Here is an 18,463-nt window from a genome sequence, read left to right as displayed (position 1 = left end):
CGCTCAGGTGGTCCACGTGGGACCGTAGGTCACCACGGTGTCACCCGATGCGCCCACCACCGACACGAACGGCCGGATCGTGGTGGGGCCGACCACGCCGGTCACGGTGGAATGGAAGCCGGAGACGCGGAGGAACCCGTCGGTGCCGGAGATCTCGCCCGAGGCGACCTCGACGGTCTGGATGCCGGGACCGAATCCGACCTCCAATTCGATGCCGCCGCGCGGGATCAGGCCCTCGATCTTGACGACGGCGCCGGTGCCCAGCTCCACGCCCAGGCCGGGCGTCGAGTACTCGAACTTCAGCTTGCCGCCCGCGGTGGCCGGGTAGCCGACCTGGTAGCCGAGGGTGATGCGGCCCGACCAGTTCCCGGCGTCGGGGCCTGCCACGGTGAATCCGGCGCGTCCGTGGTGGAACCACTCGCGGGTGAGCGGGTTGCCGTCGAGCGGGGCCACGAAGTCGATGCGGGTGTCGGCCTGGATCGCCGAGACCGTGCGGCCCGCGCTGTCGACGATCTGGTTGGAGCTCTCGATCTCGGCCGCGGCGGTGCCGGTGAGGCCGGTGGTGAGGATCGCGGCCGCAGTGAGGGCGACGCCGGTGGTGAGGACGCGACGCGCACGCCGCGAGAAGTGGGAGGACATGACAACCTTCATCAGTGGATCCGACAGCGAAACGGCCCGCCCCGTCGCGGGGCCGCGGTGTCCGGCGAATCATGGTGTCCGCCGGTCTTTTCCTTCGGTACAGCAGAGAACTGAGGCATAGGCGTGCTCACGTCGGTGTGGGCAATGGTGTGGCGGGGACCGGGCCGCGGCGCGGATCGACCACCCAGGCCCCCGCGAGTGCGGGCAGCGCGGCGGAGACCTCGGGCAGCAGGTCGGCGAGGGTGAGCAGGACCCGGTCGGGTCGCGCGGCGACGAGCTCGGCGGGCGCGATGATCGGGATGTCGGTGCCCGGCATGCGGCGGCCCTGCTTGGCGGGCGCCGCGTCGGCGACGCCGGCGAGCAGCGTCCGGTCGAGGCAGGCGGCGGCGAACAGCGCGACCGCGCGGGAAGCCGCGCCGTACGCGTAGACGGTGTTGCCGCAGCGCTTTTCGTCCTCGAGCCAGCGGCGCAGCGTCGCGCGGTCGTCGTCGGCGGCCTGTTGCAGGTCGCTCGCGGCGGCGGGATCGGCGCAGAACGCCTCGTCGGCGAGCAGGTCACGCACGCGGTGGTCCGGTTCCGCGGCGCCGTGCACCGCGGCGAGCAGCACCGTCCCGCCGTAGAGCGGGAACCGCCACGCGGTCGTCACCGACAGGCCCGCGCCGGCGAGCAGCCGCGTCAGCACGGGCAGGCTGTAGTACGCGAAATGGCCGTGGCGCAACGCATTCCACTGGCGACCGGTCAGGATGGCCCGCAGCGAGTGGTATTGCAGCAGCAGCACGCCACCGGGCGCGGTGGCCGCCGCGCGCCGGGCGAACGCGGCGGGCTGATCGGGTTCGTGCATGAGGCCGAAGCAGTCGACCACCACGTCGGCCGGTCCGGTGGTCACAGGCTCGAGCCCGGCCGCCGAGAGCGGACCGAGCCAGGAACCGCCGTGCGGACTGGGGAATTCACGCACCGTGCGCCCCGTCAGCAGCCCCGCGCGCGCCACCTCGGCGATCGCGTCGACGGCTTGATCGCGCAGCGCGCGCGGTTCGACGGATTCGGGTTCGCGCCCCTCGTAGCCGCCGGATTCGAGCTGGGCGAGACCGCAGTCCCGGCAGACCGCCATGCGCAGCGGCGGCACCGGCGCCGCCTCGGGTTGGCCCGGGCGCGGGAAGTAATCGGTCGCCGGCATCGCGCCGAGGTCCAGCACCCTGGTCAATTGCCGCCCTCCGCAGGCCCGGCAGCTCGGATCACGCTCGCGCACCGGACTCACCGAGCCCTCGCCGTGAGGCGCAGCGACGCGTCGAGGCTGCCTTCGGACTCCAGCTGCCGCAGTTGCGCCAGCCGGGTGTAGCGGTCGAAATCCGCTGCGGCCAAGCCGTATTCGACGTAGGCGCGATGGAGTTCGCGCGCGCCGTCGGCGACCGTGCGGTCCGCGCGGAAGCCGAGATCGTCACGGGCGGCGGTGAAATCGACCCGGTACGAGCGCGGATCGGGCCCGGTCTCGCCCGTGATCACCACCCGCGCGCCCGGGACCGCATCGGCGACGGCGTCGGCGATCTGCGCGACGGTCATGTTGTTCGCCTCGTGGCCGATATTGAACGCGCGGCAGTGGATCCGGTCCCGCGGCGCGGTGAGAGCGGTCTCGAAGGCGCGGGCGATGTCGTCGGCATGCACCAGCGGCCGCCACGGCGTGCCGTCGGACAGCACGCGGATCTCCCCGCTGGTCACCGCGTGCGCCACCAGATTGTTCAGCACGATGTCGAGACGCGGGCGCGGCGAGATGCCGAAAGCCGTGGCGTTGCGCAGGAACACGGGGGAGAAGTCCGCGTCGGCCAGGGTCAGCAGATCGTCTTCGACCCGCACCTTGCTCTCCGCGTACGGGGTGAGCGGGCGCAGGGTGGCGTCCTCGGTCACCAGCCCGTCGGCCGACCCGTAGACCGAACAGGTGGAGGCGTACAGGAACCGCCGCGCCCCGGCCTCGCGCGCCAGGCGGGCCAGCCGCACCGACGCGTGGCGGTTGATCTCGTGGGTGATCTCGGGTGCGAGGGAACCGAGCGGATCGTTCGACAGGGCGGCCAGATGCACGATCGCCTCGACGCCGGCGACGTGCTCGGCGGTGACGTCGCGCAGATCGATCCGGTGCCCCGGCGGATCGTCGGGCTCCGGCCCGAGCACGCACTCGGCGAAATAGCCTGTGTCGAGCCCGATCACGTCGTGGCCGGCGGCGCGCAGGCGCGCCGACATGACCGAGCCGAGATAGCCCTGATGGCCGGTGAGGAGGACGCGCATCGTTTCACCTGTTCCCGAGTTGGAGGACGGCTTTGTCCGAGGAGAAAGCCTCGGCGTAGGGGGCACGGCACTGCACGCCGCGCAAGCGGGCCACGCTGAGGAAGGTCCGCTCGTCGAACCAGTCGCGACCGGTCTGCGAACGATAGTGCTTGTGCAGCAACCGCGATTTGTGCTCGGCGTGCTCCGCGGTGAGCGGCAGGTACACCGAGGGCCGCCAGGATTCGGCCTCCCACTTGGGGATCTCGTAACCCAGCACGAGGTGGTCGCGGAACTCGGTGGGCACCAGCTCGGCCAGCAGCCGGTGGTCCTGGTGCGCGTCGCACCGGTGCGGTCCGAACACCAGATCGGTGCGCAGGCCGCGCCGGAACTCCGCGAGCGCGTCCTTGATCCGCTCCCAGTGGCCGGGCGCGCGCCCGTCGGGGATGTCGAGGACGGTGAGCCGCACCGAGCCGCCCGCGCAGAAGTCCGCCAGCGCGTCGCGCTCCTCGGCCTCGCGCGGCGAGCCGCCGCCGCTGAGTACCAGCGCGTGCACCCGCAGGCCCGGATTGGCCGCGACGGCGGCGAGCAGCGCACCGCCCATGCCGATGGCGATGTCGTCGCAGTGGGCGCCGAGAACGGCGATCTCGGTGAGCGCGCCGGTGTCGAGAGCAATCATCGCGCGTCGCGCTCCCACACCATCCAGGGCCGGTCGCCGTGCTGATAGGCGGCGTCGAGTTCGGCGCGTTCCTTGAACGTGTCGGCGGGCTTCCAGAAGCCGAAGTGCTGGTAGCCGAACAGCCGCCCCTGCCGGGCGAGCGCGCCGCACGCGTCCTCCACCAGGTCGCCGCCCGGGGGCAGCAGGTCGAACACGTCCTGGGTGAGCACGAAGTAGCCGCCGTTCTCCCACAGCGGCAACCGCGACACCGGCGTGATGCCCGAGATCTCGCCCGAGGGGCCCACATCGACGCAGTGGAACGAGGATTGCGGCGGCACGATCATCATCGAGGCGGCCGCGCCGGAGGCGGTGAACTTCTCGATCATCTCGTCCAGCGGTGCGTCGGTGAGCACATCGGAGTAGTTGGCCAGGAAGTACTCGTCCTCGCCCAGGTGCGGGCGGACCCGCCGCAGGCGTTCGCCGATCGCGGATTCCACGCCGGTGTCGACGAAGGTGATGGTCCAGTCGCTGATATCGGTGTGCAGCAGCTCGACCTGCCCGTTGCGGATGACGAAGTCGTTGGACATCGACTCCTGGTAGGTCAGGAAGTAGTTCTTGATGTGCTCGGCGCCGTAGCCCAGGCACAGGATGAATTCGGTGTGCCCGAAGTGCGCGTAGTAGCGCATCACGTGCCAGATCAGCGGTCGCGGACCCACCATCTGCAACGGCTTGGGCGCCGCGTCGGATGACCCGCCGCGCATCCGCATCCCGTATCCGCCGCAGAACAAGACGACCTTCATGCCACTCGCCTCGCGATCTCCGCCGGGTCGATGACGCGCAGCGACGGCATCGGCACCGCCAGCCGCCCGCCCCACTCGGCGACATGGGCGAGCTGGGTGACCAGCTCGCGCTCCAGATTCCACGGCAGGATCAGCACCACGTCGGGCCGGTCCCGCGCGATGACCTCCACGGGCCGGACCGGGATGCGGGCGCCTGGCGTGAATCTGCCGTGTTTATAAGGGTTTCGGTCCACGGTGTAGGCCAGGAGGTCGGGCCGGATTCCGCAGTAGTTGAGCAGGGTGTTGCCCTTGCCGGGCGCGCCGTAGCCCACGACGCGCCGGCCCGCGGCGCGCGCGTCGAGCAGGAAGCGCAGCAGGTCGTGGCGGACCGCCTCGGTGCGTGGGCGCAGTCCGTCGTAGCCGGAGGGGTCGTGCAGGCCGGCGGCCGCCTCGGCGGCGAGCACCTCGGCCACCCGCTCGCTCGGGCGGTGCGCCGTGCCGGGGCGGGCCCAGAGGCGCAGCGAGCCACCGTGACTCGGGATCGGCTCGACGTCGACCACGGTGAGGTCGCCGGTGGCCAGCGCTCGCGCGGCGGTGGCCAGCGTGAAGTATTGGAAGTGCTCGTGGTAGATGGTGTCGAACTGGTTGTCGCGGAACAGGTTCAGCGCGTGGTGCACCTCGATCGACACCCAGCCGTCGTCGGCGGCCAGCGTGCGCAGCGCGCGGGTGAAGCCGAGCAGATCCGGCACGTGCGCGTAGACGTTATTGGCGACGACCAGGTCGGCGGGCCCGTGCGCGGCGCGCAGCGCGCTCGCGCGGGCCTCGTCCAGGAAGGCGGTCTCGGTGGGCACGCCCTTCGCGCGGGCCGCGGCCCCGACGTTGGCCGAGGGTTCGACGCCCAGGCACGGGATGCCGGCCGCGACGACGTGCTGGAGCAGATAGCCGTCGTTGCTGGCGACTTCGACCACGAACGAGTCCGCGCCGAGGCCGAGCCGGCCGATCGCGCTGTCCACGAAGGCGCGCGCGTGCGCTACCCAGCTGTCGGAGAACGACGAGAAGTACGCGTACTCGGTGAAGATCTCGTCCGGAGTCACCAGTTCGGGCAGTTGCAGTAGTAGGCACGCGTCGCAGCGGCGCAGGTGCAGGGGATAGGTGGCCTCGGGCAGGTCGAGGGCGTCCGCGGCGAGGAAGCTCTCGCACGGCGGTGTGGCGCCGAGGTCGAGCACCGACGTCAGTGACGGGGAATTGCACAGGCGGCAACGCACAGGGGTCTCCCTAGAGAAACTTCGCAGAACGAATTTTTCAACGCTGATTCGCGACCCCCAAGCCGAACGCAGTCGACAGTACAACCATTGCTGAGCGCGCGCCACACCCCGCCGCGAATTCTCGGCGAAAAGTTTCGTACAGCACACTTATAGCAAACCGATCTGTCTCGCGCCTCCTCTTCATAGCGCGAACTAATGGAACGTGTTCTGACTCACCCGCATACTCCCAGTCAACTGAGGGCGGGCGACGGCAATCCAGGAACACCTGCTATTTTCACGACAACTGCCAGTAAAATTGCTGGTAGAGGCGATTCATGAGATGGTAGGCTGGCGTAGCCGCGACATTGCCAGTTGTTCGTTTAATCATCGAGTTTCTCCTATAAAAGGTGCAAACTGTGATGCTCGCCATAGGTGTGTAGCATCGGGGGCCCTTTCTGCGACACTCTTGCACAAGTAAGTTGCGTTCTCCGCGAGACGATTGGCGAGCCGGTGGCAAACTTCGTGCCACCGTGTCGAGAAACAGCTGTGCGGCGGGGCTCGAAGTACGCAGGGAAAAATGGATACAGGTTCATGGAATCGATAATCGACCGCGCGCCCGCCGGTCTGCACGCCCCGGTACTCGAATTCCCTCGGATCGACCAAGTCCGATCGCGGGGCAGGCACGCGCGCCGGGTGTTCGCCACCGACGCCCTGGTGATCGCCGCGGCAGTCGGGCTCGCGCAGTGGTACAACGGGCAGACGCCGCGCGGTGACGTGCGCGAATGGGTCACGAGCGCCGGCGCCGCGACGTCGCTGGCGCTGGCGTGCGCGTGGCTGCTCGCCTGCTCGGCGCACCGCACACGCTCGGCGCGCGTCATGGCCGCCGGCGTCGAGGAGTACCGCAGGCTGGCGGTGGCCACCGTGCAAGTCTTCGGACTGTTCGCCATCGCCGCCGGGATGTTGCGCGCCGACTCGCTGCACGGGTATCTCGTGATCGCTATGCCCGCAGGGCTTTTCGGCTTGGTCCTCACCCGCTGGTCGTGGCGCTCGGCGCGGCGCCGGGCCTCGCCCGCCGGGCCGGGGCGCGGGTCGGTGGTCGTCTACGGCGCCGCGCAGGCGGCCCGGGAGATGGCGGGCACGATGGCCGCGCACGGCGGATACGGTGTCGTGGGCGTGGTGCCGCCCGGCGAGACGCCCGGTGGTGACCATCGCGCGGTGATCGCCGCGGTGCGCCGCACCGGCGCCGACTACGTGGTGGTCGCGCCCGGCGGCGGTGCGGGCGCGGGCGAAATCCGGCGCCTGGCTTGGGAACTCGACCCCCTCGGCGCCGAACTCATCATCGCGCCCGGTGTGATCGACGTGGCCCGGATCCGGCTCAGCAGCCACACCGTCGCCGGTGTGCCCATGCTGCACGTCGGCAAACCCCGCTACGATCGCGCCACCGCCCGGCTCAAAGCCACGTTCGACATGGCGTTCGCCCTCACCGCGCTCCTGCTCACGGCTCCCGTGCTGATCGCCATCGCGGTCGCGGTGAAAGTGAGCAGCGCCGGGCCGGTGTTCTATCGCTCCGAACGAATCGGCCTGGACGGCAAGCCTTTCCGGATGACGAAGTTCCGCAGCATGACCACCGACGCGGACCGGCACGCGGAGGCGCTGATCGCCGCACACGGCGGCGGCGCGTCGTTCTTCAAACTCGCCGACGATCCGCGCGTCACCCCGGTCGGCCGCATCCTGCGCAAATACAGCCTCGACGAACTGCCGCAGTTCTTCGACGTGCTGCGCGGCGATATGAGCGTGGTCGGCCCCCGCCCGCAGGTGTGGCGCGAGGTGGCGGGCTACGACGGCACGATCCGGCGCCGCCTGCTGGTGAAACCGGGCATCACGGGGCTGTGGCAGGTGAGTGGCCGCTCGGACCTGTCACCGGAGGAGTCCTATCGGCTCGATCTGTCCTACGTGGAGAACTGGTCGATGGGGCTCGATCTGCGCATCATCGCGCGCACCCTCTCGGCCGTCGTGGCCGGCGACGGTGCCTACTGACGTGCGGCTCGCCGCGGCCGGGCGCGTCGTAACGCCGGACGCGCCTCGGCGGATATTCCCGGCGTTCGGGGAAGAACGAGACCGTCGTGCACCGCGCGTTCGCGCCGCTCACGCGGTACCCGGATTCGGAGTTCGACGGTGGACGTGCACAAGGTCCTGATGCGACTGCTCGAGGTCGCCGATCCCCTGGAGATGGAGATCCTGCTCCGCCTGCACGCCGCGGGTGACCGGTGGCTGACCACCGCGGAGGTGGCCGCGGGTGTGCCCGGGGCGGAACCCGTTGTCGCCGAGGCGTTGCGGGAGCTGGCCGTGGGCGGACAGGTCCACTGGGACGTGCGCTTCCGCACCACCGGTAAACCGCTGCCCGAGCACGCGAGCCTGGCGCAGGCGCGAGTCATCCGGGAACTGACACCCGAGCCGAGGTCCTACGCCGAGCTCAACCCGAACCGCACCTCGATCTCGGGTACCAAGATCACGGTGAACTGGCTGGTGGCCAACGGTCACGCCGAGGTCGTCGACATCTGGCGCGCCTCCGAGAGCACCGACCGCAAGCTCACCGGCCTGTAGCGGGTCAGCCGGCCGCGGGGACCGCGGCTCGCGCGTGTTTGCGGGTGATGAGCCAGCCGAAGATCGCGGCGAGCGGGAACATCAGCACGCCGTACACCGCGGCGGGCACGGCCATCTCGGTGCTGTCCAGGACGCTGATGGCGATGGTGATCGCGATGGTGCTGTTGTGGATACCGATCTCCATCGAGCACGCGATGGACTGGCGGGCGTCCACGCCGAGCCTGCGCGGGACGAAGTAGCCCACCGACAGGCTGACCAGGCAGAACAGCACGGTGACCGGGCCGACGTCGATCAGGTAGTCGAGCAGGTTGTCGCGCTCGGCCAGCATGGTGCCCAGCACCACGAGCACCAGCATCAGCGCCGAGCCGATCCGCACCGGGCGGTCCATCCGATCGGCGAAACCGGGCGCCAAGCGCCGCACCACCATGCCCAGCGCCACCGGCACCAACACGATCGCGAACACCTGCACCGCCTTGCCGAACTGCAACCCGACCGTGCCCGCGTCACCGGCGGGATCGAAGTAGCCGATCGCGAAGTTGGTGACCAACGGCAAAGTGACCACCGCGATCACCGAATTGACCGCGGTGAGAGAGACATTCAGCGCCACGTCGCCGCGGAACAGGTGGCTGTAGAGGTTGGCGGTGGTGCCGCCGGGGGAGGCGGCCAGCAGCATCATGCCGACGGCGAGGACCGGCGGCAGATCGAACAGCAGCACCAGGCCGAACGCCGCCGCCGGGAGCGCCAGCAGCTGGCAGGCCAGCGCGATGGTGACCGCGCGGGGGTTCTTGGCGACGCGGGCGAAGTCCGCGACCGTCAAAGACAGTCCGAGGCCGAACATGATGACCGCCAGCGCCACCGGCAAGCCGACCGATACGAACGGAGAGTCCATCGTCATTCCTTGTGCTACCGCAGGTTCCGGCCGGGCGGGCCGGAAATCTGATACCGACTCGTCTCAGATTGCGATGAGGGTAGCCCGATGTGATCTGCGTCGCAAGAAGATGGGTTGGCCGGTGCGGGTCACACCTCGATCCGCGACCCGGCGTCGCGCGCCCTCGGCGCCGGTGGCGGCCAGGACGATCGCGGCCGCCGCGACGCCGGGTGCGGAGCACGATCGGCGCTCAGTCCAGCTTGTCGAGTTTCTGTCTCAGGACGTCGCGCTCGTTCTCGTTGCCGCACAGGGCGAGAGCGCGTTCGAATTCGGTGCGGGCCTCGGCGGGGCGGCGCAGGCGGGTGAGGAGTTCGCCGCGCACCGTGGGGAGCAGGTGCGAGTTGGGGAGGGCCCCTTCGGCGATGAGGCGGTCGACGAGGGGGAGGGCCTGGGCGGGGCCCGAGGCCATGGCTACGGCCACGGCGCGGTTGAGCTCGACCACGGGGGAGGGGGCGAGACGGCCGAGGGCTTCGTAGAGGACGACGACGCGGTCCCAGTCGGTGTCCTCGACCGACGCCGCGACGGCGTGACATTCGGCGATCGCCGCTTGCAGGCCGTAGGCGCCGAGTCCGCGCCCCGATTCGGCGGCGCGCGCGAGGGCGGCGCGCCCGCGCGTGATGGCGGACCGATCCCAGCGGCGGCGGTCCTGATCCTCCAACAGGACGGGACGCCCGTCGGGGCCGGTGCGCGCGGGGAACCGCGCGGCGGTGAGTTCCAGCAGCGCCAGCAGCCCGTACACCTCGGGTTCGTCGGGCACCAGGCGCGACAACACGCGGGCCAGCCGCTGTGCCTCCCCGGCCAGGTCGAAGCGGATGTGGCCGGAACCCGAAGTGGCCGAGGACCCTTCGGTGAAGATCAGGTACACCACGCTCAGCACCGAGCCGAGCCGCTCGGCGCGCTGCGCGGCGGGCGGCACCTCGAACGGCACCCGCGCGGCGGCGAGCGTCTTCTTGGCGCGCGTGATGCGCGCCTGCACGGTGGCGGGCGGCACCAGGAACGCCTTGGCGATCTCGTCGCTGGTCAGGCCGCCCACAACGCGCAGGGTGAGCGCGACGCGCGCCTCCCGGCTCAGCACGGGATGGCACGAGACGAACATCAGGGCCAAGACGTCGTCGTCGATGCGGTCGGGGTCCCACAGCACATCGACTCCTTCGCGGGACGGGTCGGCGGGCGCGCCGCCGGTCGCGGCACCGCCCTCACCGAGTTCCCCGGCGAGAGCGGCGTACCGCGTGTCGAGCGCGCTGCGGCGGCGGAAGGTGTCGATCGCGCGCCTGCGGCCGACGGTGAGCAACCAGCCCGCCGGATTGTGCGGCACGCCGTCGCGCGGCCAGGTCACCAGCGCCTCGGCCAGCGCCTCCTGGGCGAGGTCCTCGGCGAGGGCGAAATCGCCGGTGTAGCGGGCGAGCGCGCCGACGATCCGCGCCGATTCGATGCGCCAGACGGCGGCGACCGCCGCCCGGCCGGTGTGATCACTCATCGAAGTCGCTCAGCGGGCTCCGCTCAGAGCTGACCGGTGGACTCGCGCCACGCGCGCTCTTTCTGGATCCACACATTGTCCTGCGGGAACTCGTCGATGGACGGCACCCGGCGGATCTCGGTCTTGAAGCCGGGGCCGTTGCCGGGAATGCGCTTGGCCCACTCGATGGCCTCTTCCTTGGAGGCCACGTTGAGGATGTAGAAGCCGCCGAACAGCTCCTTCGTCTCGCCGTACGGGCCGTCGGTCACCACGGGCGTCTCCGACTCGTAGTCGACGACGACACCCTCGGCGGGGTCGTCGAGTCCCTCGGCGGCGACCAGCACACCCGCCCGGATCAGCTCGTCGTTGAACCTGCCCATGGTCTCGAGCATTTCGGCGAAGTCGATCTCGCCCATCTTCGCCATACCCTCGTCGGTCGCGCGCATGATCAGCATGTACTTCATGGTCGTCTCTCCTCGGATCGTGTTCCGGGTCCCGTTCGGACCCTTTCACACCTAGGTCGAACGGGGATCGACTCGAATCGACACCGCCGCGAAATTTTTCCGGGAGATTTTTTCCGGCTCAGCTCAGGCGGCGGTGGGTGCCGCGCAGCGGGTTGGCGACGGGGGATTTGATGGCGGGCAGGGTGACCGACATGCGGACGTGGGTGCCGTCCTCGCCGTGGTCGATGTGCAGTTCCTCGGTGAGCGCGCGCATCATGTCGATGCCGCGGCCGCGATGCCCGGGGTCGGCCGGGCGCGGCTTCCACCTGCCCGTGTCGGTGATCTCGATGACGACCTGTTCGGTGTCGCACTGGGCCGACAGGCGCACCCGCCCCGACGCGGCGGCCCCGTTGCGGTACGCGTGCTCGATGCTGTTGCTGCACGCCTCGTTCGCGGCGGCGACCAGATCGGAGGCGAGGTCGTGCGGCACGGCGGCTGCGGCGAACCAGTCCTTGAGCGAACGCCGCAGCGCGGACAGTTCGTCGGCGCGCGCGGGCACGTCCAGGTGCAGCGGGGCGGGCGGCTGCCGATAGACGACCATCGCGACGTCGTCGTCGTATCCGGCGGCCGGGCGCAGGCGGGAGAGCACCGCGTCGGCCACCTCGCGCGGCAGCTTGCCCGGCGTGTCGGCCAGCACCGCGGCGATCTTGGCGAACCCGTCGTCGATGTCGACGCCACGTTGCTCCACCAGCCCGTCGGTGAACAGCACCAGCGTCGACCCGGGCGAGAGCGCGGTGGTGGCCTCGGGCCTGCGCGGCATCTCGAAGGTCGCCAGCGGCACCGAGCGTCCGCCCTCCAGCATGCGGCCGGTGCTGCCGACGTCGGCGAGGATCGGCGGCATATGGCCCGCGCTGCTGTAGCGCAGGACGCCGCGCACCGGGTCCAGCACGGCCGCGCAGACCGTGGTGCACATCGCGCCGGGAATCCGGCTCGCGACGGTGTCGAGTTCGGCGAGCAACTGCGCGGGCCCGGCCCCGCGCAACAGCAGAGCCCTTCCCGCCGAACGCAATTGGCCCATCACCACGGCCGCCGACAGTCCTCGGCCCACGCAGTCGCCGACCACCACACCGATGGTGCCGTCGCGCAGCGGCACCACGTCGTACCAGTCGCCGCCGATCTCGAGCGGCGGCAGGGCCGGTTCGTAGTGCACCGAGAACCGGGGCGGCAGTTCGATGGGGCCGAGCATGGCCCGTTGCAGGGTGAGCGAGGTGGAGCGCGCCTGATCGAAGTTGCGCGCCCGCTGCACGGCCAGGCTCAGGTGACCGATCAGCAGCGAGAACAACGTCCAGTCGGCGGCCGTGACGGCGCGGGGCGCGGCGAAGCGCAGAAGCAGTGCGGCGTCGCCGGTTTCGCCGAGCGGGGCGACGATGCCGACCGCGCTCTCCCCACCTTCGGGCACGGTGGCCAGGCTGCGTGGCGAGCGGCGGCGCGCCCGGTCCAGCAGGGCGCGCTCCCCGTCGTCGAGGGCCGTGGGATCGCCTTCGGCGCCCGAATGGTCCACGTTCCCGGAGACATACACCTCCGGTTCGGCGGTGCGGCTCGGCCACACGGTCACCACCGCCGACTGCGCGCCCACCGTGCGGCGCAACTCGTCCAGGCCCACGGCCAGGACTTCGACCACGCTGGTCGCCGCGCCCACCGCTGTCGCCAGGCGGGACGCGGCCTGGTCGCGGGCCTGCGCGTCGTGCTCGGCGGTGACGTCGCGGACGGTGCCGACATAGATCAGTTCGTTGTTCTCCGGCTTCACCAGCGCGCTGGTGCTCACCGCCAGCCACAGTTCGCGCCCGTCGCGGTGCCGGATCGGCAGCACGAAACGCAGGGCCTCGGTGCCCAGATCCGGATAGCGCGAGCCGGTCGGCAGCGACCACGGATGCGGCAGGGCGAACGGCAGATCCGCCGCCCCGTACCCGGTGAGCGCGCCGAACGCCGAGTTCACCTCGGTGATGGTGCCGCGCGCGTCGGCGACGAAGAACCCGTCCTGCAACGACTCCACCAGCGCGGTGCGGAACGCGTCGCGCCCGGCGAGATCGTCGGCGCGGGTCCGCTGCTGCTCGGCCCGGCGGGTGCCGTCGAGGTAGCCGCGGGTGGCGATGTCGAGCGCGGCCAGCGTCTGGAGCAGGAACTCCAGCGCCGTCTCGGTGACGCGCGGATCACCGGATTCGGCGGCGGCCTCGGTGGCCAGCCGGAAGTGGTGCTCGGTGAGGTCGAGCAGGCTGATGCTCTCCACCAGCGCCCGGCGCCCCAGCTCGTAGCCCTCCTCGAGACTGTCCTGCGTGCGCGTCGCCAGGTGGTGACGCAGCGCGACGGCGTAATCGTCGAGGAAGGCGGCGAGCACGGCACTCATCGGCGGCCGGTCATCTGAACCCGTTCGCCGCGCCGCCGCGATGGCGGGCCGCGAGGACCAGGGCGTCGTCGGTGTCCTTGGCGTGCTTGGCGAGGATGTCGGCGGTGATCTCGGCGGTGGAGCGGGACAGGTCGATGTCCTCGCCGGACTCGGGGACGATGCCGTCGGTCGACATGACCAGCAGATCACCCGCCCGCACCTGCACGGTCTGGGGTTGCAGGTGCTGCGGCAGCCGGTAGCCGACGATGCCCGCCGTGAGCAGCACGGTGGCTTTCACGTTGAGCCCGACGGGGCCCGCGCTGAGCACCCGCGTCTCCACGTTGCCGACGCCGAGCCACTGGATGCTGTCGTTGACGTCGAACAGCGCCAGCGACACCGCGGCGCCCCTGGTGTCGGCCATGGCCCGATGACACAGCACCATCAGCACGTCCAGCGGTTCGCCGCGGTTCTCCGCGAGCACCTGGGCCGCCCGGTCGGCCGCGTCGGCGGCCGCCGCGCCGTGCCCGAGCCCGTCGAGCACCGCGAACAACACCGTGCCGCCGCCGGAGTCCAATACCACGCAGCGGTCGCCGGACACCCGCTGGCCGGGCAGGGCACGTCCGGCCGCCGCCCATTCGATGCGGCCGATGAAGCCGTCCTCATGCACCGTTGGGTACCCACTTCCACATCTCCACCAACGTGCCGCGGCCGGGCGCGGAGTCGATGGTGAGCCGGTCCATGAGCCGGCGCGCGCCGGGCAGGCCCAGGCCGAGGCCGCGCCCGGTGGAGTACCCGTCCTCCAGCGCGCGGGGGATGTCGCGGATGCCGGGGCCCTGATCCTTGGCCTGCACCACCAGCGCCCGCCTGCCCTCGCGGTCGTCGACGAGCAGCCGGATCTCGCCGATCCCGGCGTAACTGGTGATATTGCGGGCGATTTCGGAGATCGCGGTCGAGATCATGGTGCGGTCGGTCAACGAGAAGCCGAGCTCGGCCGCCAGTTCCCTCCCGGCTGTTCGTGCGGTGACGATGTCGCCGGACACCTTCACCGTGATCACCAAGATCTCAGCGGCCACTGTCACGACCGTCTCGATGGCGCCGTCCGGAAGATTTGTTTTCCAGCCAAGCCAGCCCTTCCTCCAGGTCCAGGGCAGTGTGCATGTCGTCGAAGGTGAGGCCGAGCTGCACCATGGCGAACGCGACCTCCGGCTGTAATCCGACGATCACGGTCTCCGCGCCGCGCAGCTGGGTCATGTGCGCGATGGTGCGCAGCGATCTGGCGGCGAAGGAGTCGAGCACGTCGATCGCGGTGACATCGACGATGATGCCGTGCGCGCGGTACTTGCTGACCTGTTTCATCAGGTCGTCGCGCAGGCGCTCGGTGTCGGCGTCGGTCAGCGCGGACTGGACCGACGCGATGAGGTAGGTCCCCTGCTTGAGGATGGGTACCGGCATCGGGCGGCCCGATCAGCGACCGTCGCGCTCGGTGACGCGATCGGTCCCGCGGGTCACTTCGTAGCCGAGCAGGCGCTCGGCCTCCTCGATACCGCCCTGGAGGTCGCCCACCGCGTTCATCTTCGACAGGTCCAGGCCGATGGTGGCCAGGGTGAGCGCGATCTCCGAGGACAGGCCGGTGATGATGACGTTGGCGCCCATCAGGCCGGAGGCGTCGACCGTCTGCACCAGGTGGTTGGCCACCGTGGAGTCGATGTCGGGCACACCGGTGATGTCGATGACGACGACCTTGGCGCGGTTGGCGCGGATCGCGCGCAGCAGCTGTTCGGTGAGCTGGCGGGCGCGCTGGCTGTCCAGCACGCCGATGATGGGCAGGATGAGCAGCTGTTCGCGCACCTGCAGCACCGGGGTGGACAGCTCGCGGATGGCTTCCTGCTGCTGGCGGATGACGCGCTCGCGCTCCTGCACGAAGGAGATGGCCACCGTGCTCGCGATGCGGTTGGCGGCAGGCTCGTAGGCGTCGAGCACGTGGTTGAGCAGCTCGAAATTGGTCTGGTACTTCTCGAACAGCGAGCGCGCCAGCACATCTCGCAGCAGCAGGACGATGCCGATGACCTCGTCGGTCTCGACGCCTCGCGGGATGATGCGCTCGGACAGGTCGCGGGCGTAGGCCTGCAGCGCCTCGACGCTACCGGTTTCCAGGGCCTCGACGTAGTTGTCGTAGATGGAAGTGGCCTCGGAGAAGATCTCCTCCGGGGTCATGGCGGTGAGCAACTGGGCGTCGGTGATGCGGCGCGCCCACTCCTCGCGCAGCGCGGTGCGGTTCTGCCGCAGGTGCTCGACCAACTGGGGGAGCAGATTGTCCACCGGTCCCGTGGACAGGGGATCCGCCGAAAGGCCCATGGATACCTCGGACATGGAAACTCCAGCCCCTTTCGACGTGGTGGTGTCGGGATCGTCGTGCGCTCGGCCCGTGCCGAGTCCGAGCCTAGTCATACCCCATCGTCTTCGCCGCCGAAACCTGCGGGTCGGTGTGCACGATGCACGTCTCGGGCGCGAATCCCCGCTCCAGCGCCAGCAATGCGCGGTCCAGGTAGACGGTGAGGTCGGCGTCGGCCCCGCGCAGCCAGGCGTCGAAGGCGGCGCGCGCGGCGGCCAGCGCGGTGCGGCCCACGGCCATCGGGACCAGGTCGTCGGGGGACTGGCCGAGCCTGCGGGCGGCGAACGCGCTGACCGCGCGCTCCCACGCGTCGTAGTGCGCGCCCGCGCTGGCGGCCAGGGCGGGGACCGAGGCGACCAGCCCCATCCGGGTGCGCAGCTCGGGCACGTCCTCGGCGCGATATCGGTTGGCGTTCACCACGACTCGGCGCACCGCGGTCATCATGGGCACGTCGTCGGCGACGGCGTCGAAGGCCGCGCGCAGGGCGCGCACCTCCTCGTCGAACTGGTACCACAGCACCTCGCCCTTGCCGGGGAAGTAACGGAAGAACGTGCGGCCGCTGACACCGGCCGCGGCGGCGATGTCCTCCACGGTGGTGTTCTCGAAGCCGCGCTCGGTGAACAGGCGCATGGCGATGAGCTCGAGTTCGCGCTTGCTGGTCCCGCGCGGCCTGCCGCGTCCGGTGCCCTTGGTCGTCACGATTACCGATTATGTCGCCACCCGCGGCCCTTGATTATGTCACTCAGTGACGATAATCTCGCGGCATGTTGTCGGATCTCACGTGGCCGCAGGTCGACGACCGGGCCGCGGGTGTGGTATTGGCGGTGCCGGTCGGGTCGACCGAACAGCACGGCCCGCACCTGCCGCTGTCCACCGACACCGATATCGCCGTGGCGCTGTGCGCGCGGCTGGCGGCGACCCGTCCCGACGTGCTCGTCGCGCCCGCGTTGCCGTACGGATCCAGCGGTGAGCACGCGGGTTTCGCGGGCACGCTGTCGATCGGGCAGGCCGCGCTGGAACTGGTGATCGTGGAGCTGTGCCGTTCGGCCACCGACACTTTCGATCGCGTGCTCCTGGTGAACGGGCACGGCGGCAATCGCGAACCGCTGCGCCGCGCCGAGGCGCTGCTGCGCGCCGAGTCCCGCGACGTGCGCGTGTATATGCCGCGCTACCAAGGGGATCCGCACGCCGGGCGCGCCGAGACCTCGATCCAGCTCGCGCTGCGGCCCGATCTGGTGCGCGCCGAGGAGGCGGTGGCGGGCGACACCCGTCCGCTGGCCGAGGTGCTGCCCCTGCTGCGCGCGGGCGGCGTGCGCGCGGTGAGTCCCAGTGGCGTGCTGGGCGATCCGGCGGGCGCGACCGTCGCGGAGGGGCGCGCCCTGCTGACGGCCCTCGCCGACGACTTGACCGAGCAGACCGGCCGCTGGTGGCCGGCGGCCACCCCGAAAGGACACCCGTCATGAATCCCTGGTTCGAGACCGTCGCCGAGGCGCAGCGCCGCGCGAAGAAGCGGCTGCCGAAATCGGTGTACGGCGCGCTCATCGCGGGCTCCGAACGCGGGCAGACGATCGAGGACAACCAGGCGGCCTTCACCGAACTCGGTTTCGCCCCGCACGTGGCCGGGCCGATCGGGGAGCGCGACCAGTCGACCACCGTGCTCGGGCAGCCGCTGTCGATGCCGGTGATGATCTCGCCGACCGGGGTGCAGGCCGTGCACCCGGACGGGGAGGTGGCCGTGGCCCGCGCGGCGGCCGCGCGCGGAATCGCCATGGCGCTCAGCTCTTTCGCGAGCAAGCCGGTGGAAGAGGTGATCGCGGCCAATCCCAGTACGTTCTTCCAGCTGTACTGGTGCGGCGGCAAGGACGACATCCTCGCGCGCATGGACCGGGCGAAGAAGGCGGGCGCGGTCGGGCTCATCCTCACCTTGGACTGGTCGTTCTCGCACGGGCGGGACTGGGGCAGCCCGGTGATCCCGGAGAAACTGGACCTGCGCACCATGGTGAAGTTCGCGCCGCAGACCCTCGCGCGGCCGCGCTGGCTGGCCACCTACCTGCGCTCCGGCCACATCCCCGATCTCACCGCGCCCAATATGGCGGTCGGCGGCGCGCCCGCCCCCGGCTTCTTCGGCGCCTACGGCGAATGGATGGGCACCCCCGCGCCCGACTGGGACGACGTGCGCTGGATCTGCGAGCAGTGGGACGGGCCGGTCCTGCTCAAGGGCGTCATGCGGGTGGACGACGCGCGCCGCGCCGTCGACGCGGGCGTCGCGGGCATCTCGGTGTCCAACCACGGCGGCAACAACCTCGACGGCACCCCGGCCGCCATCCGTGCCCTGCCCGTGCTCGCCGACGCCGTGGGCGGCGAGATCGAAGTGCTGCTGGACGGCGGCATCCGCCGGGGCAGCGATGTGGTGAAGGCGGTCGCGCTCGGCGCCCGCGCCGTGCTGATCGGCCGCGCGTACCTGTGGGGCCTGGCCGCCAACGGCCAGGCGGGCGTGGAGAACGTACTCGACATCCTGCGCGGCGGCATCGATTCGGCCCTGCTCGGCCTGCGCAAGACGAAGGTGACGGACCTGACGCGCGACGACATCGTCGTCCCGGAGGGTTTCACCCGGGCGCTGGGTGTGCCGGAAGGTGCTCGGGACACGGTGTCCGCCTGAGTGTTCGCGTGGGGCGGTGCCGTAATCG

19 protein-coding genes are annotated in these 18,463 nt (G+C 70.6%); 4 read left to right on the top strand and 15 right to left on the bottom strand.

Annotation, left to right across the window (positions count from 1 at the left end; all coding sequences use genetic code 11):
- Positions 1 to 3: 3 nt before the first annotated feature.
- The 6 genes from OHB21_RS30960 to OHB21_RS30935 all read right to left on the bottom strand — a co-directional run bounded on the left by OHB21_RS30960 (position 4) and on the right by OHB21_RS30935 (position 5,591).
- Positions 4 to 651, bottom strand: a complete 648-nt coding sequence (locus tag OHB21_RS30960; RefSeq protein WP_228788461.1) for an MspA family porin — start codon at positions 649 to 651, stop codon at positions 4 to 6.
- A 115-nt stretch (positions 652 to 766) separates the two neighbouring features.
- A complete protein-coding gene (locus OHB21_RS30955; protein ID WP_324196549.1) occupies positions 767 to 1,885 on the bottom strand; it encodes a class I SAM-dependent methyltransferase in 1,119 nt (372 codons plus the stop codon).
- A gap of 5 nt (positions 1,886 to 1,890) precedes the next feature.
- Positions 1,891 to 2,913 carry an NAD-dependent epimerase/dehydratase family protein gene (locus OHB21_RS30950; protein ID WP_067511154.1) on the bottom strand — a complete coding sequence of 341 codons (1,023 nt, stop codon included), beginning with the start codon at positions 2,911 to 2,913 and terminating at the stop codon, positions 1,891 to 1,893.
- A gap of 4 nt (positions 2,914 to 2,917) precedes the next feature.
- Positions 2,918 to 3,568 (bottom strand): PIG-L deacetylase family protein, encoded by a 651-nt coding sequence (locus tag OHB21_RS30945; protein WP_067511153.1) that lies wholly within the window; start codon positions 3,566 to 3,568, stop codon positions 2,918 to 2,920.
- Entirely contained in the window at positions 3,565 to 4,347 is a 783-nt protein-coding gene (locus OHB21_RS30940) for a sugar phosphate nucleotidyltransferase (protein ID WP_195124367.1), read from the bottom strand. The genes OHB21_RS30945 and OHB21_RS30940 overlap by 4 nt, the downstream gene beginning before the upstream one ends.
- On the bottom strand, positions 4,344 to 5,591 hold the full coding sequence (locus OHB21_RS30935) for a methyltransferase domain-containing protein (protein WP_195124366.1): 1,248 nt from the start codon (positions 5,589 to 5,591) through the stop codon (positions 4,344 to 4,346). Before OHB21_RS30935 ends, OHB21_RS30940 begins: the two co-directional genes overlap by 4 nt.
- A 570-nt stretch (positions 5,592 to 6,161) precedes the next feature.
- Here OHB21_RS30935 and OHB21_RS30930 point away from each other — a divergent pair.
- Together OHB21_RS30930 and OHB21_RS30925 are read left to right on the top strand one after the other, a co-directional pair.
- Entirely contained in the window at positions 6,162 to 7,607 is a 1,446-nt protein-coding gene (locus OHB21_RS30930) for a sugar transferase (RefSeq protein ID WP_195124365.1), read from the top strand.
- Positions 7,608 to 7,745: 138 nt separating this feature from the next.
- The gene (locus tag OHB21_RS30925; RefSeq protein WP_067514273.1) at positions 7,746 to 8,174 is read left to right on the top strand and encodes a hypothetical protein; all 429 of its coding nucleotides are present in this window, start codon (positions 7,746 to 7,748) and stop codon (positions 8,172 to 8,174) included.
- A gap of 4 nt (positions 8,175 to 8,178) precedes the next feature.
- On the opposite strand, the gene OHB21_RS30920 is transcribed toward OHB21_RS30925, so the two are convergent.
- From OHB21_RS30920 to mftR, 9 genes are all read right to left on the bottom strand, one after another.
- Complete coding sequence (locus OHB21_RS30920; RefSeq protein WP_067514291.1) at positions 8,179 to 9,063, bottom strand: bile acid:sodium symporter family protein; 885 nt, start codon at positions 9,061 to 9,063, stop codon at positions 8,179 to 8,181.
- Positions 9,064 to 9,292: 229 nt separating this feature from the next.
- Positions 9,293 to 10,579: an RNA polymerase sigma factor gene (locus OHB21_RS30915; protein WP_195124364.1), complete on the bottom strand. Its 1,287-nt coding sequence runs from the start codon at positions 10,577 to 10,579 to the stop codon at positions 9,293 to 9,295.
- 23 nt (positions 10,580 to 10,602) lie between these two features.
- The gene (locus tag OHB21_RS30910; protein WP_195124363.1) at positions 10,603 to 11,022 is read right to left on the bottom strand and encodes a YciI family protein; all 420 of its coding nucleotides are present in this window, start codon (positions 11,020 to 11,022) and stop codon (positions 10,603 to 10,605) included.
- Positions 11,023 to 11,140: 118 nt separating this feature from the next.
- The gene (locus OHB21_RS30905) at positions 11,141 to 13,405 is read right to left on the bottom strand and encodes a SpoIIE family protein phosphatase (protein WP_067514276.1); all 2,265 of its coding nucleotides are present in this window, start codon (positions 13,403 to 13,405) and stop codon (positions 11,141 to 11,143) included.
- Positions 13,406 to 13,415: 10 nt separating this feature from the next.
- Entirely contained in the window at positions 13,416 to 14,051 is a 636-nt protein-coding gene (locus tag OHB21_RS30900) for a SpoIIE family protein phosphatase (protein WP_067514277.1), read from the bottom strand.
- Entirely contained in the window at positions 14,044 to 14,457 is a 414-nt protein-coding gene (locus OHB21_RS30895) for an ATP-binding protein (RefSeq protein ID WP_067514278.1), read from the bottom strand. The genes OHB21_RS30900 and OHB21_RS30895 overlap by 8 nt, the downstream gene beginning before the upstream one ends.
- The gene (locus OHB21_RS30890; RefSeq protein WP_067514279.1) at positions 14,447 to 14,836 is read right to left on the bottom strand and encodes an STAS domain-containing protein; all 390 of its coding nucleotides are present in this window, start codon (positions 14,834 to 14,836) and stop codon (positions 14,447 to 14,449) included. The genes OHB21_RS30895 and OHB21_RS30890 overlap by 11 nt, the downstream gene beginning before the upstream one ends.
- Before the next feature lie 12 nt (positions 14,837 to 14,848).
- On the bottom strand, positions 14,849 to 15,754 hold the full coding sequence (locus tag OHB21_RS30885; RefSeq protein WP_067514280.1) for an STAS domain-containing protein: 906 nt from the start codon (positions 15,752 to 15,754) through the stop codon (positions 14,849 to 14,851).
- A 70-nt stretch (positions 15,755 to 15,824) separates the two neighbouring features.
- On the bottom strand, positions 15,825 to 16,475 hold the full coding sequence (mftR, locus tag OHB21_RS30880; RefSeq protein WP_067514281.1) for a mycofactocin system transcriptional regulator: 651 nt from the start codon (positions 16,473 to 16,475) through the stop codon (positions 15,825 to 15,827).
- Between the two features lie 65 nt (positions 16,476 to 16,540).
- Between mftR and mftE the strand changes: the two genes are divergently transcribed.
- Positions 16,541 to 17,239, top strand: a complete 699-nt coding sequence (gene mftE, locus OHB21_RS30875; RefSeq protein WP_195124362.1) for a mycofactocin biosynthesis peptidyl-dipeptidase MftE — start codon at positions 16,541 to 16,543, stop codon at positions 17,237 to 17,239.
- Positions 17,236 to 18,435, top strand: a complete 1,200-nt coding sequence (gene mftD / locus OHB21_RS30870; protein WP_067514283.1) for a pre-mycofactocin synthase MftD — start codon at positions 17,236 to 17,238, stop codon at positions 18,433 to 18,435. Before mftE ends, mftD begins: the two co-directional genes overlap by 4 nt.
- Positions 18,436 to 18,463 lie beyond the last annotated feature (28 nt).

The sequence above is a fragment of the Nocardia puris genome (genome assembly GCF_036051655.1).
GTDB lineage: Bacteria > Actinomycetota > Actinomycetes > Mycobacteriales > Mycobacteriaceae > Nocardia > Nocardia puris.
Note: the sequence above shows the minus strand (reverse complement) of the source record. Positions and strands in the feature narration are given on the sequence as shown.